Annotated in this window: 24 protein-coding genes and 1 riboswitch; of the genes, 6 read left to right on the top strand and 18 right to left on the bottom strand. The window is 69.6% G+C overall.

What is annotated here, in order from left to right:
* Positions 1 to 32: 32 nt before the first annotated feature.
* Positions 33 to 875, bottom strand: a complete 843-nt coding sequence (locus tag OG623_RS22080; protein WP_406148652.1) for an SDR family oxidoreductase — start codon at positions 873 to 875, stop codon at positions 33 to 35.
* Between the two features lie 113 nt (positions 876 to 988).
* Between OG623_RS22080 and OG623_RS22075 the strand changes: the two genes are divergently transcribed.
* Positions 989 to 1,831, top strand: coding sequence for a helix-turn-helix domain-containing protein (locus OG623_RS22075; protein ID WP_406148650.1), 843 nt, complete (start codon positions 989 to 991; stop codon positions 1,829 to 1,831).
* Here the strand turns inward: OG623_RS22075 and OG623_RS22070 are convergent.
* The 3 genes from OG623_RS22070 to OG623_RS22060 form a co-directional block, all read right to left on the bottom strand.
* Positions 1,828 to 2,142: a DMT family transporter gene (locus tag OG623_RS22070; RefSeq protein WP_406148649.1), complete on the bottom strand. Its 315-nt coding sequence runs from the start codon at positions 2,140 to 2,142 to the stop codon at positions 1,828 to 1,830. The genes OG623_RS22075 and OG623_RS22070 overlap by 4 nt on opposite strands.
* A 36-nt stretch (positions 2,143 to 2,178) precedes the next feature.
* Positions 2,179 to 2,239: riboswitch (guanidine-III (ykkC-III) riboswitch) on the bottom strand.
* A gap of 66 nt (positions 2,240 to 2,305) precedes the next feature.
* The gene (locus OG623_RS22065) at positions 2,306 to 2,641 is read right to left on the bottom strand and encodes a co-chaperone GroES (RefSeq protein WP_362886158.1); all 336 of its coding nucleotides are present in this window, start codon (positions 2,639 to 2,641) and stop codon (positions 2,306 to 2,308) included.
* A 75-nt stretch (positions 2,642 to 2,716) separates the two neighbouring features.
* Positions 2,717 to 3,064, bottom strand: coding sequence for a DUF3618 domain-containing protein (locus tag OG623_RS22060; RefSeq protein ID WP_406148647.1), 348 nt, complete (start codon positions 3,062 to 3,064; stop codon positions 2,717 to 2,719).
* 129 nt (positions 3,065 to 3,193) lie between these two features.
* Here OG623_RS22060 and bcp point away from each other — a divergent pair, with 129 nt between their 5' ends.
* The 3 genes from bcp (at position 3,194) to OG623_RS22045 (ending at position 6,446) form a co-directional block, all read left to right on the top strand.
* Positions 3,194 to 3,661 (top strand): thioredoxin-dependent thiol peroxidase, encoded by a 468-nt coding sequence (gene bcp / locus OG623_RS22055; RefSeq protein WP_406148646.1) that lies wholly within the window; start codon positions 3,194 to 3,196, stop codon positions 3,659 to 3,661.
* A gap of 143 nt (positions 3,662 to 3,804) precedes the next feature.
* Positions 3,805 to 5,301 (top strand): glycine betaine/L-proline transporter ProP, encoded by a 1,497-nt coding sequence (gene proP, locus OG623_RS22050; RefSeq protein ID WP_406148644.1) that lies wholly within the window; start codon positions 3,805 to 3,807, stop codon positions 5,299 to 5,301.
* 182 nt (positions 5,302 to 5,483) lie between these two features.
* Entirely contained in the window at positions 5,484 to 6,446 is a 963-nt protein-coding gene (locus tag OG623_RS22045) for a BTAD domain-containing putative transcriptional regulator (protein ID WP_406148643.1), read from the top strand.
* A 32-nt stretch (positions 6,447 to 6,478) separates the two neighbouring features.
* On the opposite strand, the gene OG623_RS22040 is transcribed toward OG623_RS22045, so the two are convergent.
* From OG623_RS22040 to OG623_RS22030, 3 genes are all read right to left on the bottom strand, one after another.
* On the bottom strand, positions 6,479 to 7,591 hold the full coding sequence (locus tag OG623_RS22040; protein ID WP_406148642.1) for a hypothetical protein: 1,113 nt from the start codon (positions 7,589 to 7,591) through the stop codon (positions 6,479 to 6,481).
* A gap of 85 nt (positions 7,592 to 7,676) precedes the next feature.
* The gene (locus OG623_RS22035) at positions 7,677 to 7,832 is read right to left on the bottom strand and encodes a hypothetical protein (RefSeq protein WP_406148640.1); all 156 of its coding nucleotides are present in this window, start codon (positions 7,830 to 7,832) and stop codon (positions 7,677 to 7,679) included.
* A gap of 136 nt (positions 7,833 to 7,968) precedes the next feature.
* On the bottom strand, positions 7,969 to 9,771 hold the full coding sequence (locus tag OG623_RS22030) for a carbamoyltransferase (protein ID WP_406148638.1): 1,803 nt from the start codon (positions 9,769 to 9,771) through the stop codon (positions 7,969 to 7,971).
* Positions 9,772 to 9,989: 218 nt separating this feature from the next.
* Here OG623_RS22030 and OG623_RS22025 point away from each other — a divergent pair, with 218 nt between their 5' ends.
* Positions 9,990 to 11,204, top strand: coding sequence for a cytochrome P450 (locus OG623_RS22025; RefSeq protein WP_406148636.1), 1,215 nt, complete (start codon positions 9,990 to 9,992; stop codon positions 11,202 to 11,204).
* On the opposite strand, the gene OG623_RS22020 is transcribed toward OG623_RS22025, so the two are convergent.
* From OG623_RS22020 to lxmK, 11 genes are all read right to left on the bottom strand, one after another.
* Positions 11,167 to 13,002, bottom strand: a complete 1,836-nt coding sequence (locus tag OG623_RS22020) for an ABC transporter ATP-binding protein (RefSeq protein WP_406148635.1) — start codon at positions 13,000 to 13,002, stop codon at positions 11,167 to 11,169. The genes OG623_RS22025 and OG623_RS22020 overlap by 38 nt on opposite strands.
* Complete coding sequence (locus OG623_RS22015) at positions 13,002 to 14,747, bottom strand: ABC transporter ATP-binding protein (RefSeq protein ID WP_406148633.1); 1,746 nt, start codon at positions 14,745 to 14,747, stop codon at positions 13,002 to 13,004. The genes OG623_RS22020 and OG623_RS22015 overlap by 1 nt, the downstream gene beginning before the upstream one ends.
* Before the next feature lie 24 nt (positions 14,748 to 14,771).
* Positions 14,772 to 15,575, bottom strand: a complete 804-nt coding sequence (locus OG623_RS22010) for a BTAD domain-containing putative transcriptional regulator (RefSeq protein ID WP_406148631.1) — start codon at positions 15,573 to 15,575, stop codon at positions 14,772 to 14,774.
* A 221-nt stretch (positions 15,576 to 15,796) separates the two neighbouring features.
* Positions 15,797 to 15,943, bottom strand: a complete 147-nt coding sequence (locus tag OG623_RS22005) for a hypothetical protein (protein WP_406148630.1) — start codon at positions 15,941 to 15,943, stop codon at positions 15,797 to 15,799.
* Between the two features lie 144 nt (positions 15,944 to 16,087).
* Positions 16,088 to 17,038 (bottom strand): sulfotransferase family protein, encoded by a 951-nt coding sequence (locus OG623_RS22000; protein WP_406148628.1) that lies wholly within the window; start codon positions 17,036 to 17,038, stop codon positions 16,088 to 16,090.
* Positions 17,035 to 17,616 carry a hypothetical protein gene (locus OG623_RS21995; protein WP_406148626.1) on the bottom strand — a complete coding sequence of 194 codons (582 nt, stop codon included), beginning with the start codon at positions 17,614 to 17,616 and terminating at the stop codon, positions 17,035 to 17,037. The genes OG623_RS22000 and OG623_RS21995 overlap by 4 nt, the downstream gene beginning before the upstream one ends.
* On the bottom strand, positions 17,613 to 19,250 hold the full coding sequence (locus tag OG623_RS21990; protein ID WP_406148624.1) for a hypothetical protein: 1,638 nt from the start codon (positions 19,248 to 19,250) through the stop codon (positions 17,613 to 17,615). Before OG623_RS21990 ends, OG623_RS21995 begins: the two co-directional genes overlap by 4 nt.
* Before the next feature lie 11 nt (positions 19,251 to 19,261).
* Positions 19,262 to 19,903: a TOMM precursor leader peptide-binding protein gene (locus OG623_RS21985; RefSeq protein WP_406148622.1), complete on the bottom strand. Its 642-nt coding sequence runs from the start codon at positions 19,901 to 19,903 to the stop codon at positions 19,262 to 19,264.
* Positions 19,882 to 21,156: a YcaO-like family protein gene (locus OG623_RS21980; protein ID WP_406148620.1), complete on the bottom strand. Its 1,275-nt coding sequence runs from the start codon at positions 21,154 to 21,156 to the stop codon at positions 19,882 to 19,884. The genes OG623_RS21985 and OG623_RS21980 overlap by 22 nt, the downstream gene beginning before the upstream one ends.
* Positions 21,157 to 21,190: 34 nt before the next feature.
* The gene (locus OG623_RS21975; RefSeq protein WP_406148618.1) at positions 21,191 to 22,180 is read right to left on the bottom strand and encodes a T3SS effector HopA1 family protein; all 990 of its coding nucleotides are present in this window, start codon (positions 22,178 to 22,180) and stop codon (positions 21,191 to 21,193) included.
* A complete protein-coding gene (lxmK, locus tag OG623_RS21970) occupies positions 22,164 to 23,234 on the bottom strand; it encodes a class V lanthionine synthetase subunit LxmK (RefSeq protein ID WP_406148616.1) in 1,071 nt (356 codons plus the stop codon). The genes OG623_RS21975 and lxmK overlap by 17 nt, the downstream gene beginning before the upstream one ends.
* 335 nt (positions 23,235 to 23,569) lie before the next feature.
* Between lxmK and OG623_RS21965 the strand changes: the two genes are divergently transcribed.
* A complete protein-coding gene (locus OG623_RS21965; protein ID WP_406148614.1) occupies positions 23,570 to 24,175 on the top strand; it encodes a 2OG-Fe(II) oxygenase in 606 nt (201 codons plus the stop codon).
* Positions 24,176 to 24,208 lie beyond the last annotated feature (33 nt).

Raw genomic sequence — 24,208 nt, 5'->3', positions numbered from 1 at the left:
GCCACCCGGGGACACCGGCGGCCGCATATCGACTACCGCCCGGCGCCGGTCCGGGCGGCGGCGGCCTTCTGCGGCTCCACCTGAGCGAGACGCTCACGCAGCGCCGCGGTGACCGCGTCGTACGAGTCGCTGCCCAGCACCAGCCGCAGCGGGGCCGGCTGCTCGTCCGCACTGCCGATGATGCGGGCCGCGACCTTCGCCGGGTCACCGGGCAACGGAACAGGGCCCTCCGTGAACTGGCGCACGAACGCGGCAGGCGTCCCGTCATAGGCCGGCAGCGGTTCACCGAGCCGCAGGCTGCCGCGGGCGAACGCGGTGGTCGCGCCGCCCGGCTCGACCAGCGTCACCCCGATGCCGAACGGGGCAACCTCCTGGGCGAGCGCCTCCATGAAGCCCTCGACGCCCCACTTGGACGCATGGTAGAGCGAGGCACCCGCGTGCGCCGCGAGACCGGCGACGGAGGAAAGCTGGACAATCCGGCCACCGCCCTGTGCACGCAGATGGGGCAGCGCGGCCCGGGCCGTCTGGATCGAGCCGAGCAGATTGGTGGTGATCTGGTGCCGGACCTGCTCGTCGGTGAGTTCCTCGGCCGCGCCGAAGAGACCGTAACCGGCATTGATGACCACGACGTCCACCCGGCCCAGATCCGCGAAGGCGGCATCCACGACCTCGCGGATCTGCGGCAGATCGGTGACGTCGAGGTGGCCGAGCCAGAAGCGGTCGCCGTACCCGGCCCGGAGATCGTCGACCGAGCCCTCCCGGCGGACCGTGCCGGCGACCCGGTCGCCGCGGGCCAGGAGCTGCTGGGCCAGTTCCCGCCCGAAACCGCTGTTGACGCCGGTGATGAACCATGTGCGAGGAGTACGAGTAGTCATGCCGCCGATCCTCACGGGCCCGTCCACCGCGCGGCAGCTCCCGCTGTTACTGGTAGTGGGAGGGCTACCCGGGGACCCGCGCCCGGCCACCCCCGCGTCGTACCGTTGACCCCATGCACAACGACCTCGGCGACTTCCTACGCGCACGCCGCGAGCTGGTCACCCCCGCCGAGGCGGGCCTCCCGCCCGGCAACAACCTGCGCCGGGTCCCGGGGCTACGGCGCGAAGAGGTGGCCCTGCTGGCCGGAATCAGCGCCGAGTACTACGTACGCCTCGAACAGGGCCGCGACCGGGGTCCCTCCGCCCAGGTGGTAGACGCCATCGCCAGGGCTCTCCAGCTGGACACGGAGAGCACTGCCTACCTGATGGCGCTGGCCGGCCCCCGAACGCGCCGCCGCGACGCCCGTCCGGAACCGCGCGTGTCCCCGGGCCTGGCGCTGCTGCTCCGCACGGTCAACGTGCCCGCCATCGTCTTCGACAAGTACGGCGACGTACTGGCCGCCAACCCGCTGGCCCAGGAACTGTCGCCAGGCATGGTGCCGGGCGTGAACAGGCTCAGAGCCCTGTTCACCGACCCGGCGGCCCAAAACCACCACCCCGACTGGGAGCAGTACACGGCGATCTCGGTGGCCCATCTGCGTGCCCGGATCGGCACGGAGACCGAGGACGAACGCCTGCACGCGCTGATCGGTGAGATGTCGCTGAAGAGCGACAGGTTCCGCCAACTGTGGGCACGCCACGACGTCCGCACCGCCCGCAGCGGCAACTTCCTGATCCGGCATCCCCTGGTCGGCGACCTGGAGCTGCTGATCGAGAAGTTCTCGGTGGTCGGCGCGGACGACCTGGAAGCCCTGTTCCTTCACACAGAACCGGGCTCCCCCTCGGCCGAGGCCCTGGCCAGACTGGCGGCCTCGGTGACGGCGGACCAGGGACTCCTCGGACGCGGTCAGCCCTAGGACGTGGCCTTCAGCCCCACCACGGCCACCAGCAGCAGACAGACGAAGAAGATACGCGCGGCAGTCACCGGCTCATGCAGCACCACCATGCCCAGGACCGCCGCCCCGGCCGCGCCGATGCCCACCCACACGCCGTACGCCGTACCGATCGGCAGCGTCTTCGCCGCCTGTGACAGCAGCATCATGCTGGCCACGATCCCTAGGCCGGTGAACACACTCGGCCACAAGCGGGTGAACCCCTCGGTGTACTTCATCCCGATCGACCAGCCCACTTCCAGCAGACCGGCGACGACCAGCAGAACCCACGCCATGACGGCACCTCCACGACGAAACATGCGAAAAACACGGGTGCGTCGTCTTTGCGGAACCCGGTACGGCGCGTCTCGTCGGGATCGAACCACCCTAGCAACAAACAGCCGAAAGGCCTGGTGACAACGGTCACCAGGCCCACTCGCCCACACCGGCCGGCGCTGTCTACAGATACAGCCCGGTCGAATCCACCGACCCCTCGAACCGGTCCGCGGCCACCGCGTGCAGATCCCGCTCGCGCATCAGCACGTACCCCACTCCCCGCACCTCGACCTCGGCACGGTCCTCGGGGTCGTACAGCACCCGGTCCCCGGGCTCCACGGTGCGCACGTTCTGCCCGACGGCGACCACCTCGGCCCACGCCAGGCGCCGGCCGACCGCCGCCGTCGCGGGAATCAGGATGCCGCCGCCCGAGCGCCGCTCGCCCTCGGGCGAGTCGGACCGGACCAGCACACGGTCGTGCAGCATCCGGATCGGCAGCTTGTCGTCGGTGGTGCTCATACCGTTGTCGCTCACGCGCAGAAACCTACCTGCCCCGCGCCGCTCCCCACGCCCAGGGCCGCCAGGAACCGGGCCTCAGCGCCTCTTGCGCCGCCCCGGCCCGGAAGACCGCGACGACCGCGAGGACACCGTCAGCAGCGCCACCGCACCGACCACCACGAGCGCCGCCGGGATCACCCGCTCCAGCCGCGGCGAACCGTCCTCCGCCACGAACTGCGCCTTCACATCCGAGACCGAACGGTTCACCGCGACGAACGCGCGCCCGGCCGTCCGGTCCACCGTTGACGCGACCTTCGCCTTCGCGTCGCCGATCATCGTCTTCGGGTGCACCCGCACCCCGATCTCGTCCAGCACCACCGCAAGCTGCTCACGCCTGCTGATGATGTCCGCCTCGATCTGCGCAGGGGTCCTGGTATCCGACACTGCGCCGCCTCCGTGGTCGTCGTCGGGTAAACCGTCATCGACAGTCTGTCAGCTCAGGCGCCCACACACCCGGCGGCACCCCCTATTACGCTCGGTGCCACACAGCCCGCGTGCCACTCGAGGAGAAACATGAGCGAGCGACTGCAGACCGGCGACACCGCCCCCGCCTTCACCCTTCCGGACGCCGACGGCAACGAGGTCTCGCTCTCGGACCACAAGGGCCGCAAGGTCATCGTCTACTTCTACCCCGCCGCGCTCACCCCCGGCTGCACCAAGCAGGCCTGCGACTTCACGGACAACCTGGACCTGCTCACCGGAGCCGGCTACGACGTCATCGGCGTGTCGCCCGACAGGCCCGAGAAGCTCGCGAAGTTCCGTGAGAAGGAGAACCTCAAGGTCACGCTGGTCGGCGACCCCTCCAAGGAGACCCTTGAGGCGTACGGCGCGTTCGGCGAGAAGAAGCTCTACGGCAAAGTGGTGACGGGAGTGATCCGTTCCACGATTGTGGTCGACGAAGAGGGCAAGGTGGAGAAGGCCCTCTACAACGTCAAGGCGACCGGCCACGTCGCCAAAATCATCAAGGACCTCGGAATCTGACCCCCGCTTCGTGGGGGTCTCGGACGAAAAAGATGTGACCGAGATCGCATTCCTCCGCCAATTCGGTTTGCAACCGCCATGACTGCGCAGAAGCCCTTCCTGGAACACCGTTCGACACCACCGTTCGACGAAAGGAACCGGCTATGGCGGCCCCCGACCCCCACCAGGCGGCCGACCCTGATGCGGTCAAACGCCACCCCGCGCTTTTCCGCGCCATCCGGAAGCGCCAGAACCCCCGGCTCCGTCGGACCGACATCACCATCACCGACGACCAGGCGGTCAAGCGGGCGGTGAAGGCGGCGTCGCTCGGTAACGCCATGGAGTGGTTCGACTTCGGCATCTACTCCTACCTGGCCGTCACCATCGGGCATGTCTTCTTCCCCTCGGGAAACGACACCACCCAGCTCCTCTCGTCGTTCGCGACCTTCGCCGTGGCCTTCCTGGTCCGGCCGCTCGGCGGCATGTTCTTCGGCCCGATGGGTGACAAGATCGGCCGTAAGAAGGTCCTGGCCCTCACCATGATCCTCATGGCGATCGGCACCTTCGCCATCGGCCTCATCCCCTCCCACGACACCATCGGTGTCTGGGCGGCGGTCCTGCTGATCTTCTTCCGGATGCTCCAGGGCTTCTCCACCGGCGGCGAGTACGGCGGTGCCTCGACCTTCATCGCCGAGTACGCCCCCGACAAGCGTCGCGGCTTCTTCGGCAGCTTCCTGGAATTCGGCACCCTGGCCGGCTACGTCGGCGCCGCCGGACTCGTCACCCTGCTGTACGCCCTCCTGGACACCGGCCAGATGGAGTCCTGGGGCTGGCGCATCCCGTTCCTCGTCGCGGGCCCCCTCGGTCTCGTAGGCCTCTACCTGCGACTCCGCCTGGACGAGACGCCCGCGTTCCAGAAGCTGGAGGGCGGCACGGCCCACGCCACGGAGGCCGCCGACCACGTCGAGTCCACCGCCAAGGGCGACCTCGCCAAGATCTTCCGCCAGTACTGGCCGACGCTGATCCTCTGCATCGCCCTGGTCGGCGCGTACAACATCACCGACTACATGCTGCTGTCGTACATGCCGACGTACCTCTCGGACGAGCTCGGCTACAGCGAGACCCACGGGCTGCTGATCCTGCTCGGCGTCATGGTCTTCCTGATGCTGATCATCAGCCAGTTCGGCAAGCTCTCCGACCACTTCGGCCGCAAGCCGATACTGATGACCGGCATGGTGGGCTTCCTCGTCCTCTCGCTGCCGGCCTTCCTCCTGATCCGCCAGGGCAGCATCCCGGCGATCACGATCGGCATGCTGATGCTGGGCCTCTCCCTGGTCTGCATGCTGGGCACGATGTCCGCCGCCCTCCCGGCGCTGTTCCCGACGAACGTCCGCTACGGATCCCTGTCGGTCGGCTACAACCTCTCGGCCTCGCTCTTCGGCGGTACGACCCCGCTGGTGATCACCGCCCTGATCAGCTGGACCGGCTCGAACCTCATGCCGGCGTACTACGCGATGGCGGCGGCCCTGGTCGGCGTGATCGCGGTGGCCTGCATGAAGGAGACCGCGAACAAGCCCCTGGCCGGCTCCCCGCCCTCGGTCGAGACGGAAGAAGAAGCCGCCGAACTGGTCCAGGCCCAGAGCCCGGACCCGAAGTTCTGACGCACGCCTTCGCCGGAGGCCCTGTCACCCGGGAGTACCCGGATGGCAGGGCCTCCGGCGGCTCGCGCCCACGGCCCTCACATCCGCCACACCCTCGAATGGAACCCATGCGCTTCGGGGCAGAGTGACCCAGCGCACATATCTCCTTGCGGACACTCACTCGACTGGGCGATGATCACCGCATGGAGCTTGGCCGGGGAGACTTCAAACTGCTGGGGCGGGTAGACGCCCGCATAGACGGTGTACCAGTCAAGATCAGTCGGCGGCGGGAGCGATTGCTGCTCGGGCTGCTCCTCCTCGACATGGGACACTCCGTCCCGGCGTATCGGCTGATCGAACTGCTGTGGACCGGTGAAGTGGTGCCGGTCAGCGCCCGGGCCAGTCTGCACGCACACGTTTCGCGGCTGCGCGGACTGTTCCAGGGGGTCGTCGCCGACAGCCAGGGACCCATCATCGCGTCCGAGGGTGCCGGATACGCGCTGCACGGTGATCCCCAACGCGTCGACGTCCACCGTTTCCGTTCTCTCGCCCGGCGTGCGGACCTCGCCTCCAGCGCCGCGGAATGCATCGCGCTCCTCGACCGCGCCCTCGGCGAGTGGCAGGGCCCCGTCCTCGGCGGCGACGGACCTCAGGAGCTGATGGACCGTCTGGGAAGCGGGCTGAACGACACGTATCTGTCGGCGGTCACCCTGCGGGCGGAGGCGAGACTGACGCTCGGTCAGCACAGCGGCCTGCTGGAGGAACTGGACCAGCTGATACAGGAACACCCGCACCATGAGCGCATCACCCTGTTACGCATGGGGGTGCTGTACTGCTCAGGGCGACGGAGTGAGGCGCTGAGTGTCTACGAGGAGACCAGAGCCCGGCTGGCCGCCGATCTCGGGCTCGACCCCGGTCCCGACCTGCGGCGCGCGCAGAAGATGATCCTGCTGGCCGACGGGATACCGGAGGAGTGGCCGCGCGGTCTGTTCGGTGCCCGGTGGCGGGAGACGGTCACCATGTCCGCGGGGTGGCGCGGGAACCGGACGGCAGCCGGTTTCACATGGGGGTCGGCCGACCCGGCAGGCCCTGCAACCTCGGTGTTGCAGGGCTCCGAAACTACATGGACCCGACGGAGACAGGACCGGCGCCCCGTCAGCGGTTGACACGGTGGATGGCGTAGCGGCCGGAACACAGCTCACACATGAGGGGTCCGGGCACCGCAGCAGTTGCTGTCGATGTCCTCGTCGCTGACGTTGGTGGGGTGCGGAAGGGTGCTGGGCGCCAGCTCGCGGGACGTCAGGGGGATGGGGTCGCCGTCGATGTGAATGGTGACGTCGGTGCTGATGAGGTCCATATGGATGTCGGTGTAGTAGTCCACGGCGTCGGGTAGCTGGCCATGCTGGCCGAAGCCGAGGTGGATGCCGGGATGACGCTCATTGATGTGCGAATTCATGCCGATGAAGTCGTCGATGCCGATGTTCGTGCCGAAGCCGAGTTCACCGACATGGTTTCCGTGGTCGACCTGGATGCAGCGTCCGAAGAGCTTGGCGATCTTCTCGTCCGCGCAGGAGTGGGAGACGACGTCGCCGTCCTTGAGGTCGACGGTGAGCGGGCTCTCCCCCAGTCGTGCGTCGAGTTGGACGGCCTTGTTGACGTTGAACGCTCCGTCGGCCACGAAACGGCCGGTGACCGAGGCAGGGTAGGTGGCGACCTCACCGGCGGGGAGGATGACGAAGTGGCCGGGTCGCCAGATGCCGCGGTTGCTCAGCCAGCGGTAGCGGTCGTTGTCCAGGGTGATTTCGAGTTCGCTGCCGGAGCTGGTGGTGACCGCGAGGTGCTTGGCGGCGAGGAAGCGGTGGAGCAAGCCGGCGTTGATGGCACTGAGTTCCGCGGGGGTGGGGCCGAGGGCGAGGCGGAAGAAGTCCCAGCTGCCGTTGATGATGCGGATGGGCAGTACCTGGTCGCCGTAGACGTCGACCTCGTGGCGCAGGATGGGGGCGTGCGACATGGTGTCGCGTTCGATGGTGATGATGACCAGACGGCCGGTCAGGCCCTCGCGGGAGGGCAGGGCGGCCCTGAGACGCTCGCGGAATCCGGGGTCCTCGACGGGGGCCATGCCGAGTGCCGTGGCGGCCACTCCTCGGTCACGGGCGGCGAGAATGAGAAGAGACGCTTGTTCCCGGCAGTCCGGGGTGTAGATGACCAGCAGGGTGTCGGCAGGGGAGAGCTGGGCGTAGCCGTCGAACAGAGTGTCAACGCCCTTCAATACGCCGGCGTCGATGGTTGTCTCGACAGGTTCGGTCGTCACGCATGACTCCGTGGGCTCGGGATGTGGGGTGGATCCCCGGGGGTGCCGGAGCTCTGCTCCGGCACCCCCGGGGTGTACGGCCGCGTCAGCAGGCGGCCGGCGGGATCTGCCACAGGCCCGGCAGGTTGTCGTCGGACAGGATGTCCCCGCCCGTGACCGCCATGCCCTGGTGGATCGCGTTCGGCTCGGCAGCCGCCAGTTCCTCGTTCAGGATCTGCAGACGCATCTCCAGAGTCGTCATGCCAAACTCCCTCTGTTCGTGGGTTGATTGATAGAGATTGGTGCGGGATGTGCCGTGGTGCGGGCAGCGCCGTTCGGAGCCGCAGGTGGGACTGCGGTGTCAGGGCTGCCGTGATCCGCCGCCTTGAGGCGGCGGATCAGTCTGTGGGTGGGGCCCCGAGGAAGGCGCCGTCCCTCTTGGCCACCATGAAGCGGCCCATGACCAGCTGGTCGATCTCCGTCTTCAGGAAGCACCGCAGGGCGTCCCGTGGAGAACAGACGATCGGCTCCCCGGCGACGTTGAACGACGTGTTGAGCAGACACGGCACGCCGGTGCTCGCGGAGAAGGCGCGTAACAGGTCAGCGAGTTCGGGGTTGGCGGCGTCGTCGACGGTCTGGACGCGGGCGGTGCCGTCCACGTGGCAGGCGCCGGGGATACGGTCCCGGTACTCGGCCCGTACGGGGAAGACGAAGGTCATGTACGGGGACGCGGTCTTCTTCCCCAGGTCGAAGAGGCGCGGGGCCTCTGACGCGAGGACGACGGGAGCGAAGGGTCGGAACGGCTCGCGGTGCTTGACCCTGAGGTTGATGATGTCCTTGATGTCGGGGAACCTCGGGTCGGCGAGGATGCTGCGGTTGCCCAGCGCGCGGGGACCGTACTCCATACGCCCCTGGAACCAGGCCACCACCTTCTTTCCGGTCAGCAGCTCCACCGTCCGGTCGGTCAGCTGCGCCGCGTCCAGCTCGACCCATTCGACGTCGTCCTCGTGCTCCGCCAGAGCGGAAAGGATCTCCGTGTCGTCGTACGCGGGGCCTAGATAGGGGGTGCGATGGGCATCGGGGCGCTTCGGCAGCCCGGCCACGTGCACCGCCGCGCCGATGGACACGCCCGGATCGCTGGCGCCGAAGCCGACCTCCATCGCCGCGAAGGGCGATCTCCGCAGCATCTTCGTGCCGGCGACGCAGTTAAGGGCGAGGCCTCCCTCGAAGAGCAGTGTGTCGAGCTCCGTGGCCGCCCCGAGCACCCTGACCTGGTGTGCCGTCACGGCCTCGACCATGTGCTGGGCGAACCCGGCCACCTTGACCCGGAATTCGAGATCCTCGCGCTTTTCGGGGTCACCTTCGAAGAGGGTGTCGAAGAAAGAATAGTAGGCTTCCTTCCCTCCCGGGACGAATATTCGATAGGAGCCGTCCTCATCCATCCGTACCGCGTTCACCAGGAGGGGGTTTCGGGTCGGCGGGGGTGCGTAGGCCGCGAGCCCCATCACCTTGTATTCGTCGTTGTTCGGGACGAAACCCAGGTAACGGGTGATCTTTCCGTAGACCATGGCGAGCGAGTCGTCCATTCCGACGGAGCCCTGTTCGAAGACACGCATGACGCCGCCCCGCAGCTCACCCATGACCGCGGAGCGGGTCTCGGCCCGGCCGTCACTGATGAGGAAGGCCGCGTCGCGGACACCGGCCACGTAGGCGCCGCACATCAGGTGTGCCGTGTGGTGCGGGACCAGGGCGAGCCTGTTCGGGTCGAGCGGATAGTCCATCCGCGTCATGAAGTCGGCGTGCACGGCGGCCCGGCCGAGCATCCCCGTGTAGAGCTCCCCGGCCCGGCTGATCTGGTCGAACTTGGCCACGACGGGCATTCCACCGTCAGCGATGTCCCGGACCGTCCGGTCCATGACCTCCGGCGCGAACCGCCAGGGGAAGGCGAAGACATCGACGTCGTCGAGGCCGATACCGGCCTGCCCCAGGCACCAGCGGATCGCGTGGACGGGGAAGTCGGAGGTCTTCTTGGCCCGGCTGAGCCGCTCCTCCTCGACGGCCGCCACCACCTCGCCGTCCACCACGAGGGCGGCAGAGGCATCGTGTCCGATCAACTGGTGGCGGTCCACTCCCGTCGCCCCGTACAGCTTCGCGAAGAGTTCGGCGCTCCGCGTGAATCCGTTGTAGCCGACCACGATCACTGAATTCCGCCCCCTCTCGAACCCCTGACGGCAGGTCCCCACTATTCTCTTCACGTGATGTACGGGGCACATACGAAAGAGGTATCCAAATGAAATGACGCCCTTTCTGGTGTACATCCGGCCTGACAGAATATCTTTTCAGTCATGGCCCGCACATTCCGTACGTCAGGAGTCCGGGGCCCTGCTTCTCGATGCCAAGGGGGAGAAATCCGGTGCCGATGTCCGTCGCCGAAGCCGGCGTGACCCTCGCCGACCCGACCGCCTATGCCGACGAGGCCCGTCTGCACCGGGCCCTGGACCTGCTGCGCCGCGAGGCCCCGGTCCACCGGGTGACGCCCCCCGGCTACGACCCGTTCTGGGCCGTCACCCGCCATGCCGACGTGCGGGAGGTGGAGCGGCGCAGTGACGTCTTCCTGAGCGGGCCCCGGCCGATGCTGGCCCCGGCCCGAACGGTCGTGTCCGGCAACGGGGGGAAGGGGCTGCTGCGCCCGTTGGCGCATCTGGACGGTGCCGAGCACCAGGCGATGCGCGCGATCATCGCGTCCGGTTTCACCCCGCAGGCCGTCGACGCGTTGCGGCCACGGATCCGGGACCTGGCACGGGGGGCCGTGGACCGGATGGCAGGGCGGCAGGGGGAGGTCTGCGAGTTCGTCGGCGAGGTCGCCGATGTCTACGCGCTCGACGTGCTGCTCCTCCTGCTGGGGCTGGACGGCTCCGAGGCGGCGACGGTGGGCCGCTTCACCCCGGCGGCACGCCGGTCCATGAGACCGGAGCAGCGCACCGCGACCATGCGGGAGTTCTACGCCTTCTTCCTGGCGTTGACGGCGGACCGGCGCGCGCGTCCCAGGGACGATCTGGCCTCGGTCATCGCCAACGCGCGGGTGGACGGACGGCTGCTCGACGACCACGAGGTGCTGTCACAGTTCGTCATCCTCCTCATGGCCGGGCACGACACGGCGAGCGTCACCGTCGCCGGCGGGCTGCTGGCCCTGACCGAGCACCCCGGCCAGACGACCGCGCTGCGCGACGGTGCGGCCCGGCTGCCCGACGCCGTCGAGGAGATGATCCGCTGGGTCACGCCGGTGAAGGCGATCATGCGTACCGCGCTCGTGGACCACGCCCTCCACGGGGTACGGATACGCGCGGGCGAGGCCGTACTCCTGTCGTATCCGTCCGCCAACCGTGACGAGTCGGTCTTCCCCGACCCCCACCGGTTCGATGTGCGCCGGACGCCGAACCGGCAACTCGCCTTCGGATACGGCGTACACCACTGTCTCGGGGCGGCGCTGGCCCGGCTGGAGATCGAGGAGTTCTTCGCCGCGCTGCTCCCCCGCCTGGTGTCGGCCACCGTCGCCGGCCCACCGGTACGGCTGACGACGACGTTCTCCGGGGGGCTCAAGCTTTTTCCGGTGCGCTGTGTCCTGAAGGACTGAACCCGGCCTCGTACAGCTCCGCATAGGCGCCTTGTGCTGTCAGCAGGTCGGCGTGCCTGCCCCGTTCGACGATACGGCCGTCTGTCATGACGAGGACGGCGTCGGCGTCGCGGATCGTGGCGAGGCGGTGCGCGACGACCAGGCTGGTGCGTCCCGCACGCAGTCCACGCATCGCCTCCTGGACCAGTGCCTCGGTGCGCGCGTCAAGGGCGCTGGTCGCCTCGTCCAGGACCAGTACAGGGGCGTCGGCCAGGAAGGCCCGAGCGATGGTGACGAGCTGTTTCTCCCCCGCGCTGAGCTGTGTGGCGTGCTCGCTGATCAGCGTGTCGTACCCCTGCGGCAGGGCGCGCACAGGACGGTCGAGGCACGCGGCGCGGGCCGCCGCGACGACCTGCGTCCGAGTGACCTCGCGCGGGCTGCCGTACGCGATGTTCTCGGCGACGGTCCCGGTGAACAGCCAGGTGTCCTGCGGAACCGTGCACATGTGCCTGCGCAGTTCGCCGCGCGGCATCCGGGAGATGTCCGTCCCGTCGAGAAGGATGCGCCCGTCGTGGACCTCGTGGAAGCGCAGGAGCAGGTCGACCAGGGTGCTCTTGCCCGATCCTGTGGGCCCGACCAGGGCGGTCATGGTGCCCGGTTCGGCGGTGAGGGAGAGGTCCTGGATGAGGGGCCGTGCGGGGTCGTAGGAGAAGCTGACGTGGTCGAAGGTCACGTGGCCGCGCACGGGCTCCCTGAGCCGGGCCGCCGGCCGCGGGTCGGGCAGTTCCTCCTCCGCGTCGAGCAGTTCGAAGACCCGCTCGGCCGAGGCCACCGCCGACTGCACGAGGTTGGCCGTGCCGGCGGACCGGCCGAGCGGCTGGCCCAGCAGCCGGGCGTACTGTACGCACGCCTGGACCGTGCCGATGGTGAGGGCACCCGCGGCGACTCTCAGCCCGCCCACCACGGCGACGGCGACGAAGGTGAGACTCCCGACCGAGGCCACGGCCACCGGGATCAGACCCGACACGTACTGGGCCTTCAGGCCGGCCCGGTGGAGGTCCGCGTTGTGCCGGGCGAACCGCCGCTCGGCTTGTTCCCGGCGGCCGAAGACGGTGACCAGAGCGTGTCCCGAGTACGTCTCCTCGGCGTACGCGGTGAGTGCGCCCGTGGCTGCGCGCTGAGCCTTGAACTGCCGCTGGGCGCGCCGGGCCAGGCGTGCCACGACCGTCCCGCAGAGCGGTACCGTGGCGAGTGCGACGAGAGTGAGCGACGGCGACGTCCAGGCCATCGCGACGGCGACACCCACCGCCGTCAGTGTGTACCCGACGAACTGGCCGAGCGTCTGTTGCAGGGATTGCGCGATGTTGTCGACGTCGTGGGTGGCCCGGCTGAGGGTGTCTCCGCGAGGCCGGCCGTCGAGATGGCTCAGCGGCAGGTGCTCCGTCTTACGCTCGACGCGGGCGCGCAGGTCGTGGACGAGGTGGCCGATGATGCGGAGACCGACCCGGGCCTGCATCAGCGTGCAGATCGCGGCAACGGCATGGACGAGGAGCGCCCAGCCCAGGATCTGGCCCACCGCCCCGAACGGGACACCGGCGTCGGCCCGGGCGCCGGACGATCCGTCGACGACGAGGTCGGTGGCATGTCCGAGAAGTCTCGGTCCGAGCGCGGTGAGTCCGGCCGAGGCGGCACCGAGGGCCAGCACGAGCAGCACCGGTCGTGGCCGCGGCGCGAGCAGACCGAGCAGACGGGCGGCGGTCCGCCGGAAGGTGGGGGACGGCCGCCCCGCCGCCCCCGAATGGGTACCGTCGGCGGCCATCAGACGGCCTCCCTGTTGGTCGAGGCCAGCACGATCTCCCGGTACGTCGGGCAGGAGTCGAGCAGGTCGGCGTGCGGGCCGACGCCGATGAGCCGGCCTTCGTCGAGCACCGCGACGCGGTCGGCCGAACACAGGGCCGAGACCCGCTGGGTGACGACCACTACGGTCATCGCCTCCCCGGCCAGGGCCGTCCGCAGCCGCGCCTCCGTGGCCTGGTCGAGCGCCGAGAAGGGGTCGTCGAGGAGACAGAGCGCGGGCCGGTGCACCAGCGCCCGTGCGACGACCAGTCGCTGCCGCTGTCCTCCGGAGAGGTTGCTCCCGCCTTGGAGCACCGGGGCGTCGAGGCCGCCCGGGAGCCCGGTCACGAAGGTGTCGGCGCAGGCCGTGCGCAGCGCCCGCCACAGTTCCTCGTCGCCGGCCTCGGGCTCGGCGTACCGGAGGTTCGAGGCGACGGTGCCCGAGAAGAGGTGGGGCTGCTGCGGCGCGTAGCCGATGGCGTTCGCCAACTCGGCCCGGCCGAGCGTGCGGACGTCCGTGCCGCCGAGCCGGACGGTGCCGGACGTCGGGTCGAACGTGCGCACCATCAGGTCGAGCAGCGTGGATTTGCCGGCCCCGGCGGACCCGGTGACGGCGAGCACCTCGCCAGGCCGCAGAGTGAGCGTGACGTCGCGGAGCACCGGCTCCTCGGCACCTGGATAGCGGAATTCGACGCCACTCAGCTCCAGAGCGTGTGCCGCGGCCCCTCGCAGTGCGCTCCGCGGGAGGCGTTCGCCGGGTGCGGCGGTCGGGGACGGGCCAGGTGTCAGGTCCAGTACCTCCCGGATCCGCTCCGCACTGACCTCGGCGCGGGGCAACAGGACGAACAGGGAGCCCGCCGCCATCACCGAGCTCAGGATCTGGGCGAGGTAGGTGAGGAAGGCGGTCAGGGCGCCGACCCGCAGGGTGCCGTCGGCTATGCGGTGTCCGCCGGCCCAGACCACGACGACCGTGGAGGCGTTGACGACCATCAGGACCACGGGCTGCAGGACCGCCATGAGGCGTCCGGTCTGCAGCGCCGCCTCCAGCAGGCCGGTGTTGGCCCGGTCGAACCTCACACGCTCGTGGCCCTCCCGGACGAACGCCCGGACCACCCGCACGCCGGTGATCTGCTCGCGCAGGAGGCGGTGGCTGATGTCGAGCCGGTGCTGCAGGTCCCGGAAGAGCGGGCGGGCTCGGCGCACGGCCCAGCCCACCGCCAGTGCCAGCAGCGGTGCCACCACCGCGACGACCCCGGACAACACCACGTCCTGCCGCAACGCCATCACGATCCCGCCGAGACACATCAGTGGTGCCATGACCATGACCGTGCACAGGGTGAGGCAGAACATCTGCACCTGCTGGACGTCGTTGGTGGTTCGCATCACGAGCGAGGACACCCCGACGCGGCCCACCTCGTGCACGGCACCGGTCAAGGCCCGGCCGAAGACCGCCGCGCGCAGCTCCCGGCCGATGTCCAGGGCGACACGGGCACCGAGCCAGGCGGCGCCGACGGAAGCCGCCAGCTGCAACACGGTGGCGGAGGCCATCCAGGCCCCGGTGCGCAGGACGTGGCCGATGTCGCCGGGCACCACACCCCGGTCGAGCAGGTCGGCGTTGAGGGTCGGCAGTGACAGGGCGGCCATGGTCTGGATCAGCTGGAGCGCCAGGACCAGGACGAGCGAAGGGAGGCGTCGGCGGACATGGGTGTGCAACAGGCTCGTCAACACAACGCTGTTCCGTCCTCTCCCCCTTCAGCGCCGCCGTGCGTGCACCGGCCCGGTGAGCTGGTCGTGCAGTGCCGCGGTCGGGACGGGTTCACTGCTGAGCATGTGCTGTTGCAGATCGCGCAGTTCGGTGAGCGGCTCCATGCCCAGCTCCCGTACCAGCCGGCTGCGCAGTGAGCGGTACAGATCCAGCGCCTCGCTGCGGCGACCACAGCGGTAGAGGGCGGTCATGAGCTGGGCATGCAGGCCCTCGCGCAACGGATGGAGGAGGACGAGCCGGCTCAGGTCGGTCACCACCTCGGCGGGGCGGCCGAGTTGAAGCAGAGCACCGAAGCGTTCTTCCATGACGGTCATCCGGATCTCTTCCAGACGTGTCATCTCGGCATCGACGAAGGGACCGCTCGCCCCGGTGAGGGCGGTACCGTGCCACAGCGCCAGTGCCTCGTCGTACGCGTGGAGGGCGGCACCCGGCACCCCGTTGCTCACTTCCTCCCGCGCCTGCCGGACCTTGGCGAGGAAGACGCTCAGGTCGAGTTGGCCGTCCTCGACGCGGATCACGTAGCCCGAGGGCTTGGTCTGGATCCCGTCGAACCCGTGACGGGACAGTGCACGCCGCAGTTCGGAGACGAGGGTGCGCACCCGGGTCTCCGGGGCCACAGGCAGCGGTCTGCCCCACACGGCGTCCATGAGGCGCGTGTTGGTCACCGTACAGTTGGCCTGCAGCAACAGCACAGCCAGAAGAGACCGCTGTTTTCCGCTGAGCCGGACAAGATCGGCGCCGATACGCGCCTCGACCACACCAAGAATCTGGAACGTCAAGTTTATTGACACCGAAACTCCCCGCTGTTCGTAAGACTCCCTGCCCGCCCTGCCCTTCCAAACCCCCCAACACGCCGATTTGACAAAAGAATTCCAACGCCCACAATTCTGGCAGCACGCTCTAGCCGTCGGCTTGCCATACGCTTGCCACGGCACCGCGGACAGACAGCGGAGCGCGGTATCCCAAATCCCATGGAATCCGGAATACCGCGCCCTATTCAGTGCATGTTCGCTCAGACGCCCGGCTCGGGTGCAGCCGGCGATGTCGTGCAGCACGCGCCGCTGGTGCCACCGGTCGGCCAGCAGTCGGTCCAGCCCGGACTCTCCTCGATGCCCGTCAGAGCGGTCGCCACGAGCGACTCCCAGCCGGATTCGGACACATCGCGAATCGTGAAGTTACCCACAGAATTCCCCTTTCCAGTCTTTTCTTCTCGGAACCGGCCGGATCCCGCCGCCAGGCGGGGACCTGACCGGCAAAGAGCACCTGCTCCCCATGCAGCATTTCCTTTCTCCGGAGATCGGGGTCAGTAGCCCAATTCGTGTGCCAATGCCGCCATTCGCCTGTACATCTCGTCCGGCAAGTCCCATTCCGGGTCGAATTCAACCGGTCCGGGATCGGGGACAGGCCGGAGCTCGGGCGCACTGAAGAACTTGTGGTCGCCTCCGAACAGCCCTCCCTCGGGGCCGTTGTCGGCGAACAGCCACGACTCGGGGTGCACCATGCGGTCGAGGACCGCCTCGCCGCTGTCCAGTTCGAGCCAGTCGAGGATCCGGCTCAGCCACACCCGGGGCTCGTTGACGAGGTCCTCGCCGCGGATCCGCATCCACTGGCGTTGCGGGAGTCCGCCGAGCGCCCGCATGATCCGCCGGTGCGACAGGTACCAGGAGGAGGCGGCTCCGACCACGCGCACCTTCCGGTGCGTCAGGTACTGCTGGTTCTGGCTGTGCATCGAGCGCTGAGTCGTCACGGGGTGCCGGGTCAGGTGGATGTAGCGGGCGTTCGGATAACTGCGCAGACACTGGTCGAGGGATTCGTCCGTGGCCACCGTGTCGGGCGTCTTCTCCACCCCGATCAGCGGACCGACCAGTTCCAGCAGGTGGTCCAGGACCCTGGGCATCGGCCAGTCGGGGCGCTGCCTCAGCCACCGCTCGGCCCTGGCGATCGCATCCGCCGTCTGTTCCCCCTCGTGGACCTGGGCAAGGGCGCGGCAGACCCCGCTCAGGCGGGTCCTGCGGTACGCCGGCGGAAACCGCTCCGCCTCCGTGCCGCCCTCTTCGACGAGATCGCCCACCGTGTCGTTGGCGAAGACCAGCATCTCGGGAAAGCCGAAGATCCGCGGGTGCCCGGCCAGGAGAGCCAGGGTGATCGTGGAGAACGAACGGGGCGGGGAAAGGATGAAGAGTGGGTCCGGATGTCCGGCACCGACGGATCCGGCGCCGTCGGGGACTCCGGCTGCGGAAACTGTCTCGGTCATGTGGTGCTCCGATCGTGAGGGCCGGTGGAGACGGTGACGAGGTGGCACATCCCCGGGTGCCGTCGTCGTACGGCCGAGGTCACGGGGGTGTGGCTGCCGGTGTGGATCCGGGCACCGGGCCATGGGCGGGACGCCGCCAGCCGCAGACTGTGCGCGAGGGCTCCCGCCCCTACCAGCGACTCCGGGTAGGCCGCACCGGTCCACGGTCCGGCTGCTCTTCCGAGATCGGCGCAGACGAGGAAGAGCCGGTCCACGTCCGGGTGCGCCTCCGCGAGCGCGCCGGTCCAGGAGGGGTCCGCCTCGAAGGGCACCACGGCGTCGGCCCTGGCGAACACGGCATGCGCCGTGCCCGGTCCGGTGTGGCCCGTCACCGCGAGGATCCCGTACGGAGTCTGGTCCGGGACGGCCGGCCGGTGGGACCGGAACGCGATGTCCAGCACGGCCGCCACCTCCCCCGCGACGCAGGAGGTCCCCGTCGCCCCGGGCCGACGCTCAGGCTCGGCGCGCTGGGCGGGCCGTCCGGCACGGCATGCCCGCTCCACCGCGGCGACCGCGTCGGCCATCGACGGAGGTGTCATCCCCGCACCTCCCGTAGTCCCGAACCGCCCACCAGCCCGGCCACGGCGCCCACGCTCTCTCTCGTCGGGTCGAGTTCGAGGACCGCCGGCAGGAACTCGCTCCAGCCGAGTCCGCAGGCGAGCGGAATCTGAGCCTCCCGCGCCGCGAGGGCCAGTCGCATCGCCGCGACACCGGCGTCCAGATGTCCCAGCCGCCAGGCGCTGTCCCCGAACTCCGCGGCGAGTGCACCGGCGTCGGCGACGAGAACGATCACCGCGTCCAGGCCGGCCACATCCGGACCGGCGGACAGCACGGCCTGTCTCCACGGTGGGGAATCGGCCCGCAAGGACAACAGCCGGTGGTCGAGGTCGTCGTACCGGAAGACCTGGCCGGGCAGTTCCTGGCCGAGCAGATCTGTCATGACGTACGCGGCGACGGAGACCGGGCCGTCCTCGTCCTGGCCGCGGCCGACGTCGCACGCGGCTGTCGGCCCCACCACCTGCGGCAGGATCTCCGCGAGCGCCCTGACCGGCCCCCCGGCCCGGCCGAGATCTCGGCCGGGCCGGCCGGACCGTGGGGGGCCGGGCAGCAGCACCGCGGGCGACGTGTACGGCAGGGCGCGGCGCCGCGACGCCTGGCGCACCTGATGACGTCGGGGAGCGAGCACCGGCGGCATGGGGGTCAGTCGACCGGGCGGGAGCGCCAGCTGCCGCTCATACGCCTCGATGAGCCACCGGGCGTCGCCGACCGCCCCGTCACGGCCGTCCCCACACACGGTGCACGAGGGGTCGGGCGCGAAGAGGTGACGCTCCGTACGGACGCCTCCGGTAGCGGTGCGCACCCGGGCACCGAGGGTCCTCACCGGCGTGGTCCGTGCGAGGACGGCCAGTACTTCCATGACCGCGGCCGAGGCCAGCAGCATCTCGTCGCCACCCGCGGCACCAACGGGACCGCCGCCTCGGCGGAAGCAGCAGACGCATGCCGACCGACCCGGCCAGAACAACGGTCCCACCTCAACCGCACCGTCCCGGGCAGCGAGCCGCAGGACGGGGACGCGGTCGGCCCAGGCCGCGGCCACCCAGTCGGCCAGGCACCCCGCGGCACCGGGCCGGTCGGCCACCACCACGAGGTCGCAGTCCCGCGGAACTGCGCATCCGCTGTCTCCGGTGGACACCCTGCCCACCCCGGTGACGGCCAGGTCCTCCATCAGCATCCGGGCCAGGCGCTGCTCGGCGACCAGCAGAACATGGGACCGGGAGAGCTCGTCCAGCACCGACTCGGCCGACGCATGTCCACCCGTGAGGGCGGCCGTACGGGAGTAGTACGCGACGGTGTCCTCCGGCACGCCCTCCCTCTGCTCCTCCTGCGTCCGGCCACCCGGTTCCAGTACGCCCCAGTCGTCCAGCAGCTCCAGCGCCCGGGTGAGGTCGGCAGGATCGGCGGCGAGAAGGGAACACAGTTCGTCCACGTCATGCCGTCCGTCCAGCAGCGGCAGCAGCGTTGAAAGGAACCCGGAAGCCGCCTCGCCGCTCACCAGCATGCGCTTCGGGCCGCCCTCCACCACGAGCCCGTACGGAACTTCCACGAGCACCAGCCCACGGCAGAGCGCAGGCCGTGCCCCTTCACGGGCCGGCACGGCTCTCGAAGCCGACATGCCCCGGCTCGTCACCGCACCTCCAAGGGGTCATGACGCGGCGACAGGGCCGGCAGAACCGCTCCGAGGCGGTTCGGCTCCGGGTTCGTGGCACCGCGGTCACCACACCGCGTACACCCGTGACACGGCACGACGCGGTGTGTATCGACGTCCCACCGCCGGAGGCGAACCGTGCTCACCCACCCCGGGCCGGTACCGGGCGCGCCGTCCACATGGGCTGCGGCCACGGCGGCGGCGGCCCTGGCGTGATGGGGCAGGAACCCACCGGGGCCGCAGTGCGGATCCCGGTCATAACGGTCCGTCAGGAGCCTGGTCGTCCGCGCCTGGAGGTCGTGCTGGCCGCGCCTGAGCCGGTAACAGCGGAAACAGGGGGCGTACGGCGGACTGATCAGAGGTCCGACCCGGACGGCCGCCGTCTCCAGGACAACCGGGAGCCAGGGCCGCTCGGTGGCGTGTGCCAGCGTGTCGATCTCCTCGCAGAGGGCGAGCTCGGGCCGCCAGGACGCCAGGACGACGGGACCACGGAACTCGCCGAACGCACGGGCGAGTCGGGAGACGGGGAGCACCTCGGATCCCGGCCGGGTCTCGACCAGCAGCCGGCCGACCCGCTCGCCGAAGGCTCCCGTGGCGATCACTGGAAGGGCTGGGGCCATGGATTCAACTCCTTCTCCGGCCGGCTGGGGTATCCCATGGCCACGGGCGCCGAGTACAGGCGCGGATGTGCCCGGTACTGCCCGTAACGGTGAAACGTCAGAGGCTGCAGCCCCGGTACGACGACGCACACGGCCGTCAGTCCCGCCGCCGCCAGCTCGCGTGTGGTCCGGTCCACGGCCACCGCCCGCATGCCCCGCTCCGCAAGGGCACCGACCACCCGCGCCAGGGCCTTTCGGGCATCCCTGGGCAGCCGCGCACCGTCCTCCGCCCGGCGGGTACGGCGCTGCTCCAGCAGGAAGTCGAAGGCGTGCCGCCGCTCCGGCCTGCCCATGTACTGCGCTCCGGCCATGACCAGGGCGTGGCTGTCGGGATCGGCACGGTGGAACAGGGCACGCGCTGGAACTGCTTCGAGCAGGGCCTTCTCCGCCGCCTCGGTCAGGTCACGGCCGACGGCGCAGCCGACCGAGCGGCGGCAGGCGTCGTCGTACTCGGCGACCTGCACGCAGTAGACGGCAGGCACTCCGACGTCCGTCGTCGCGTCATAGAAGTGCGTCGTGACGAAGTGCCGTGCGCAGTGGTCGAGCAGGGCGGAGAGCGTCGCTGGGGGGCGTGTGAACCCGAGGCGTGGCAGGGGCAGCATCTGCAACCAGACGAGTGCGGCGGAGTCCCGCTCGCACACCTCGCACAGACCGCGCAGCAGGGCCTCGGCCGGGTCGGAGTGCACCGCGTAGCCCGTGGAGATCCGGTTCCAGAACCGTTCCGCGGGTGCCGGGCGGCGTATGCCGTGCCGTGCCATGACCGACGGCACCCACTCCGCCTCCCCCGACGCCATGTCGAGCCCGCGCTGCCATCGGATGGGCTCCTCGGCCCGGAAGGGGACGACCGGGCAGTGACCACTCGCATACTCGGTCTCCGAGCAACGGGGCACGGCCGTCATGTCCAGCACCGGCCCGTCCAGTTCCGCGGCTGTCGCCCACCGCTCGCCATCGCCGGGAAAGTCCGCCCCCGAGTAGCGTTCGGCGGCCTCCGCGACGGCGATCAGCTCCGCGTCGTCCGGCCCGGCCGGACTGCGGCCCGCGCCGCCGAACTCCTCGGGCCGTTCGACACCCGGCGCGCCGTTCACCCGGGCCGAGGCGAGGGACAGCCCCGCCAGCCCCCGGACCGGCGCTCCGGGCCGCACCTCGCTGACGACGCCGTACGGAGACACGAGCGCGCGCAGCCCCGCTGCCAACTCCGATGAGAAACCGCCCATGTTGCTCCCTCCTGCGATACGTCCGGGCCGTCGGTCAGTCCCGTGCGGACCGCTGGTCCGTGCGGGCGAAGTCCAGTTCCGGTGAGTCGTCATGGCGGAAGGGGTCGGCAGGGTCGATCCCCGCCTCCCGCATCGCGTCCGCCACTCCCTCGGCGCGTGATCCCCCATGAGTCCCGATGGCATGGTCGACGAGCCCCTGTGCCACGGCCGTTGCCCGATGCTGGCCGAAGCTGAGTCCGGACGGGCCACGCGACCGACGGGCGAACGGATGCCACGCCATCGACACACCCGGCGCGAGCCGCCGGGCGAACACGGACACCTCGTCCCCCAGCCCCGGCAGACCGTCGAGCGCGTCCACGATGTCCGGGGCGGCGTCCCAGCCGTCCGGTCCCAGGAAGACCACCAGCGCGTCCCGGCGCGGAAGCAGCAGCGGGGAAGAGGCGACCTTGGCGCGGTAGGGAACGCCCTTGTCCTCCAGACAGCGCAACGCCGCCGCCCAGACATCCGGCACCGCGTCGATGCTCCGCACGTGCGCGTACACCCTCAGAACCGGTTTGCGCACCGAGCGCCCACGGCTGCCGTCGGCGAGAAAGAAGCCGGGCGAGAGAGCGGGGCGTGCGGCCGGCATCGACAGGTAGACCACCTCGCCGCCCCCCGGGGCGTCCGCGAGCTTACGGTGCTCCGGCACCCATACCCGGGTGCCGTCGATGGAGGCCAGCAACTCGCCGCCCCTGCACCCGTCCACCCGGGCACTGGTGACCGTCTCCTGGTGCGGCATGACTCTGGCGAGTTCGGCTTCCAGGGCGGCGTCTCTGACGACATCCTTCGTTTTGTAGGTGTCCGACCCTCGCCCGGAATGCAGGAAGTCGTAGAGACTCCATCGCAGCAGTACCGAAAGATGCCTCGGGCTGTTCGCCTCCAGTTTATGGCCGTCGACATGGGCGACCAGCCCGTCGGACCGCAACTCGATTTTCTCCAGCGCGCATTCGAGCTCCGGCAGCAACAGGTCACCTTCTTGCGACATCGGTCTCCCCCATCTCCAGAATCCCGGCGATTTCATGGGGACTGAGCAGCGCTCTACGTCCGATTCCATTGGCCACGTACTGGGTCATGCTGAGGACCATCATCTTGGCCACGACGCTGAACATCCGGTCGTAGAGGTGCCAGCCGGCGAACGCGGCGGCCCGCCGCGGCAGATCCAGGTCGGTCGTCGTGCGCACCGACCGGTAGCCGGACCAGAACTCCCCCACCATGGGCTGCACCGCCCGCAGCTCGACCGTGGTCCGGGCGACGACCTCGTCGCGGCTGACGCCGAGCACGGTCCCGGAATCGCCCACGGGACCCGTGTGCAGCCCGCGGGCCGCCCGGTCCGCCGCCAGGTAGAGCCACTCCCCCACGAACATGCCCACATCGTGGGCGGGGTCGCCGAGGCGGAACTCCTCCCAGTCGATGATGTGCCGCCGTCCGCCGGCGACGAGGACCTGGTCGAGCCGGAAGTCGCCGTGTGTGGGCACCTTCGACGCCGTGTCCTCATCGCGGCGCAGCGCGCGCAGTGCCTCCTTGACCTCCTCGTCCTGCTGCAGCAAGCGCCACCCCTGAAGCACGGCCGAACTGGCGGCCTGGTACTGCGTGAGAGTCAGGCCCTCCAACGATCCCAGGGGTGGATACCGCGAGGGAGAGGTGTCGAGGGAGGCATTCCCCAGGTCGACCGGCAGTTCGTGCAGGGCGCCCGTCATCTCGCCCAGGCAGCGGGCGAGCCCGGCGTCGAACCGGCCTTCACGCGCCAGCAGATCGGCCGGCTCGGCATCCTCGATCAGCTCGAAGACAAGCAGGTTACGGTCGCCGTCCACGCCCAGGAGCGCGGCCCCGGACAGCTCCGGCGTCCGCAGCGCCTCGAACGACCTGGCTCTCCCGATGCCCGGGGCCGGGCAACCGAGCGACTCGTTCAGTTGCTTGACGAACACTCCGCGCCCGCTGCTGGTGACGCCCGAGCACTTCCGGTGCCGTCCCGGATGCGTGACCACCCGGTCCGGCGACAGCTTGCCCAGGCCCAACCGTTCGAGGAATGGGTTGACCATGGCGAGATCTGGAATTCTCACACCATTCGACGGAAGCATGCGTCGAGTCTTGCCGCCGCTCGTACGAAGCACATACGCGTCCTGCACGTAAATGCTGTGTCAGTGATGGGTACGAGCGACATACGCACCCCGCACGTCAGCCCGGAAAGTAATTGACGCACCTTCCGGAAGCTCACTAAATTCATCCCCCGTCGGCTGTGTTCTGCACGTACGGACCAAATGAATACAAAGCGGCACGGAGGAACGCGATGACCGAGACGGTGGACACCACAGCGGTATCGGAAGCCCCGGTGGGTACGCACGCGATATGGCAGTCGTCGACAAAGGTTTGCCGGGTGACGGACTTTCTGCCCGCCCCGACGGCCGACGCGCTGTTGCGCCGCGCCGCATCGGCCGCACAGGACGACCTGCTCCCCGCACGTGTGCGCGACAACCGGCTGGACACGCGCATGCGCAGTTCCCTGGCCCACCGCGGCTTCTCCGCTCCGGAACTGCTCACCGCGATCGACGCCATGGTCGGCCAGGCCGAGAAGGTCCTCGGGGTCTCCTGCGCCGGAACGCGGCCGGCTTTCACGCTGAACATCCACAACGACGGTGACTTCTACCGCGCCCACCAGGATGTCAGCTCCCACGACGTGGCCAACGGCGTACAGGCCGCCAAGCGCGTGGTGACGTTCGTGTACTACCTCCACCGCACCCCGGCCCCCTTCACGGGCGGGGACCTGCGCATGTACGACGCCGCCCTGCCGCTGAACGCCGAGCACGACGGTCTGCGTCGAGAGGACTGCACGTACCGGGACTACGCCCCGGACCACAACAGCGTCATCTTCTTCCTGCCCTCCGCCCTGCACGAGGTCAGGCCCGTCAGCTGCCCCAGCGGGCACTACGCGGACAGCCGGTTCGCCATCAACGGCTGGCTGTGTCGCACCGATGCGTCCTGAGACACGGGCGCCGGCCCCGACGGGCTGATCGTC

Origin of the sequence: Streptomyces sp. NBC_01012, from assembly GCF_045162755.1 — a bacterium.
Taxonomy (GTDB): Bacteria; Actinomycetota; Actinomycetes; order Streptomycetales; family Streptomycetaceae; genus Streptomyces.
This window is presented reverse-complemented; position numbering and strand designations above follow the sequence as displayed.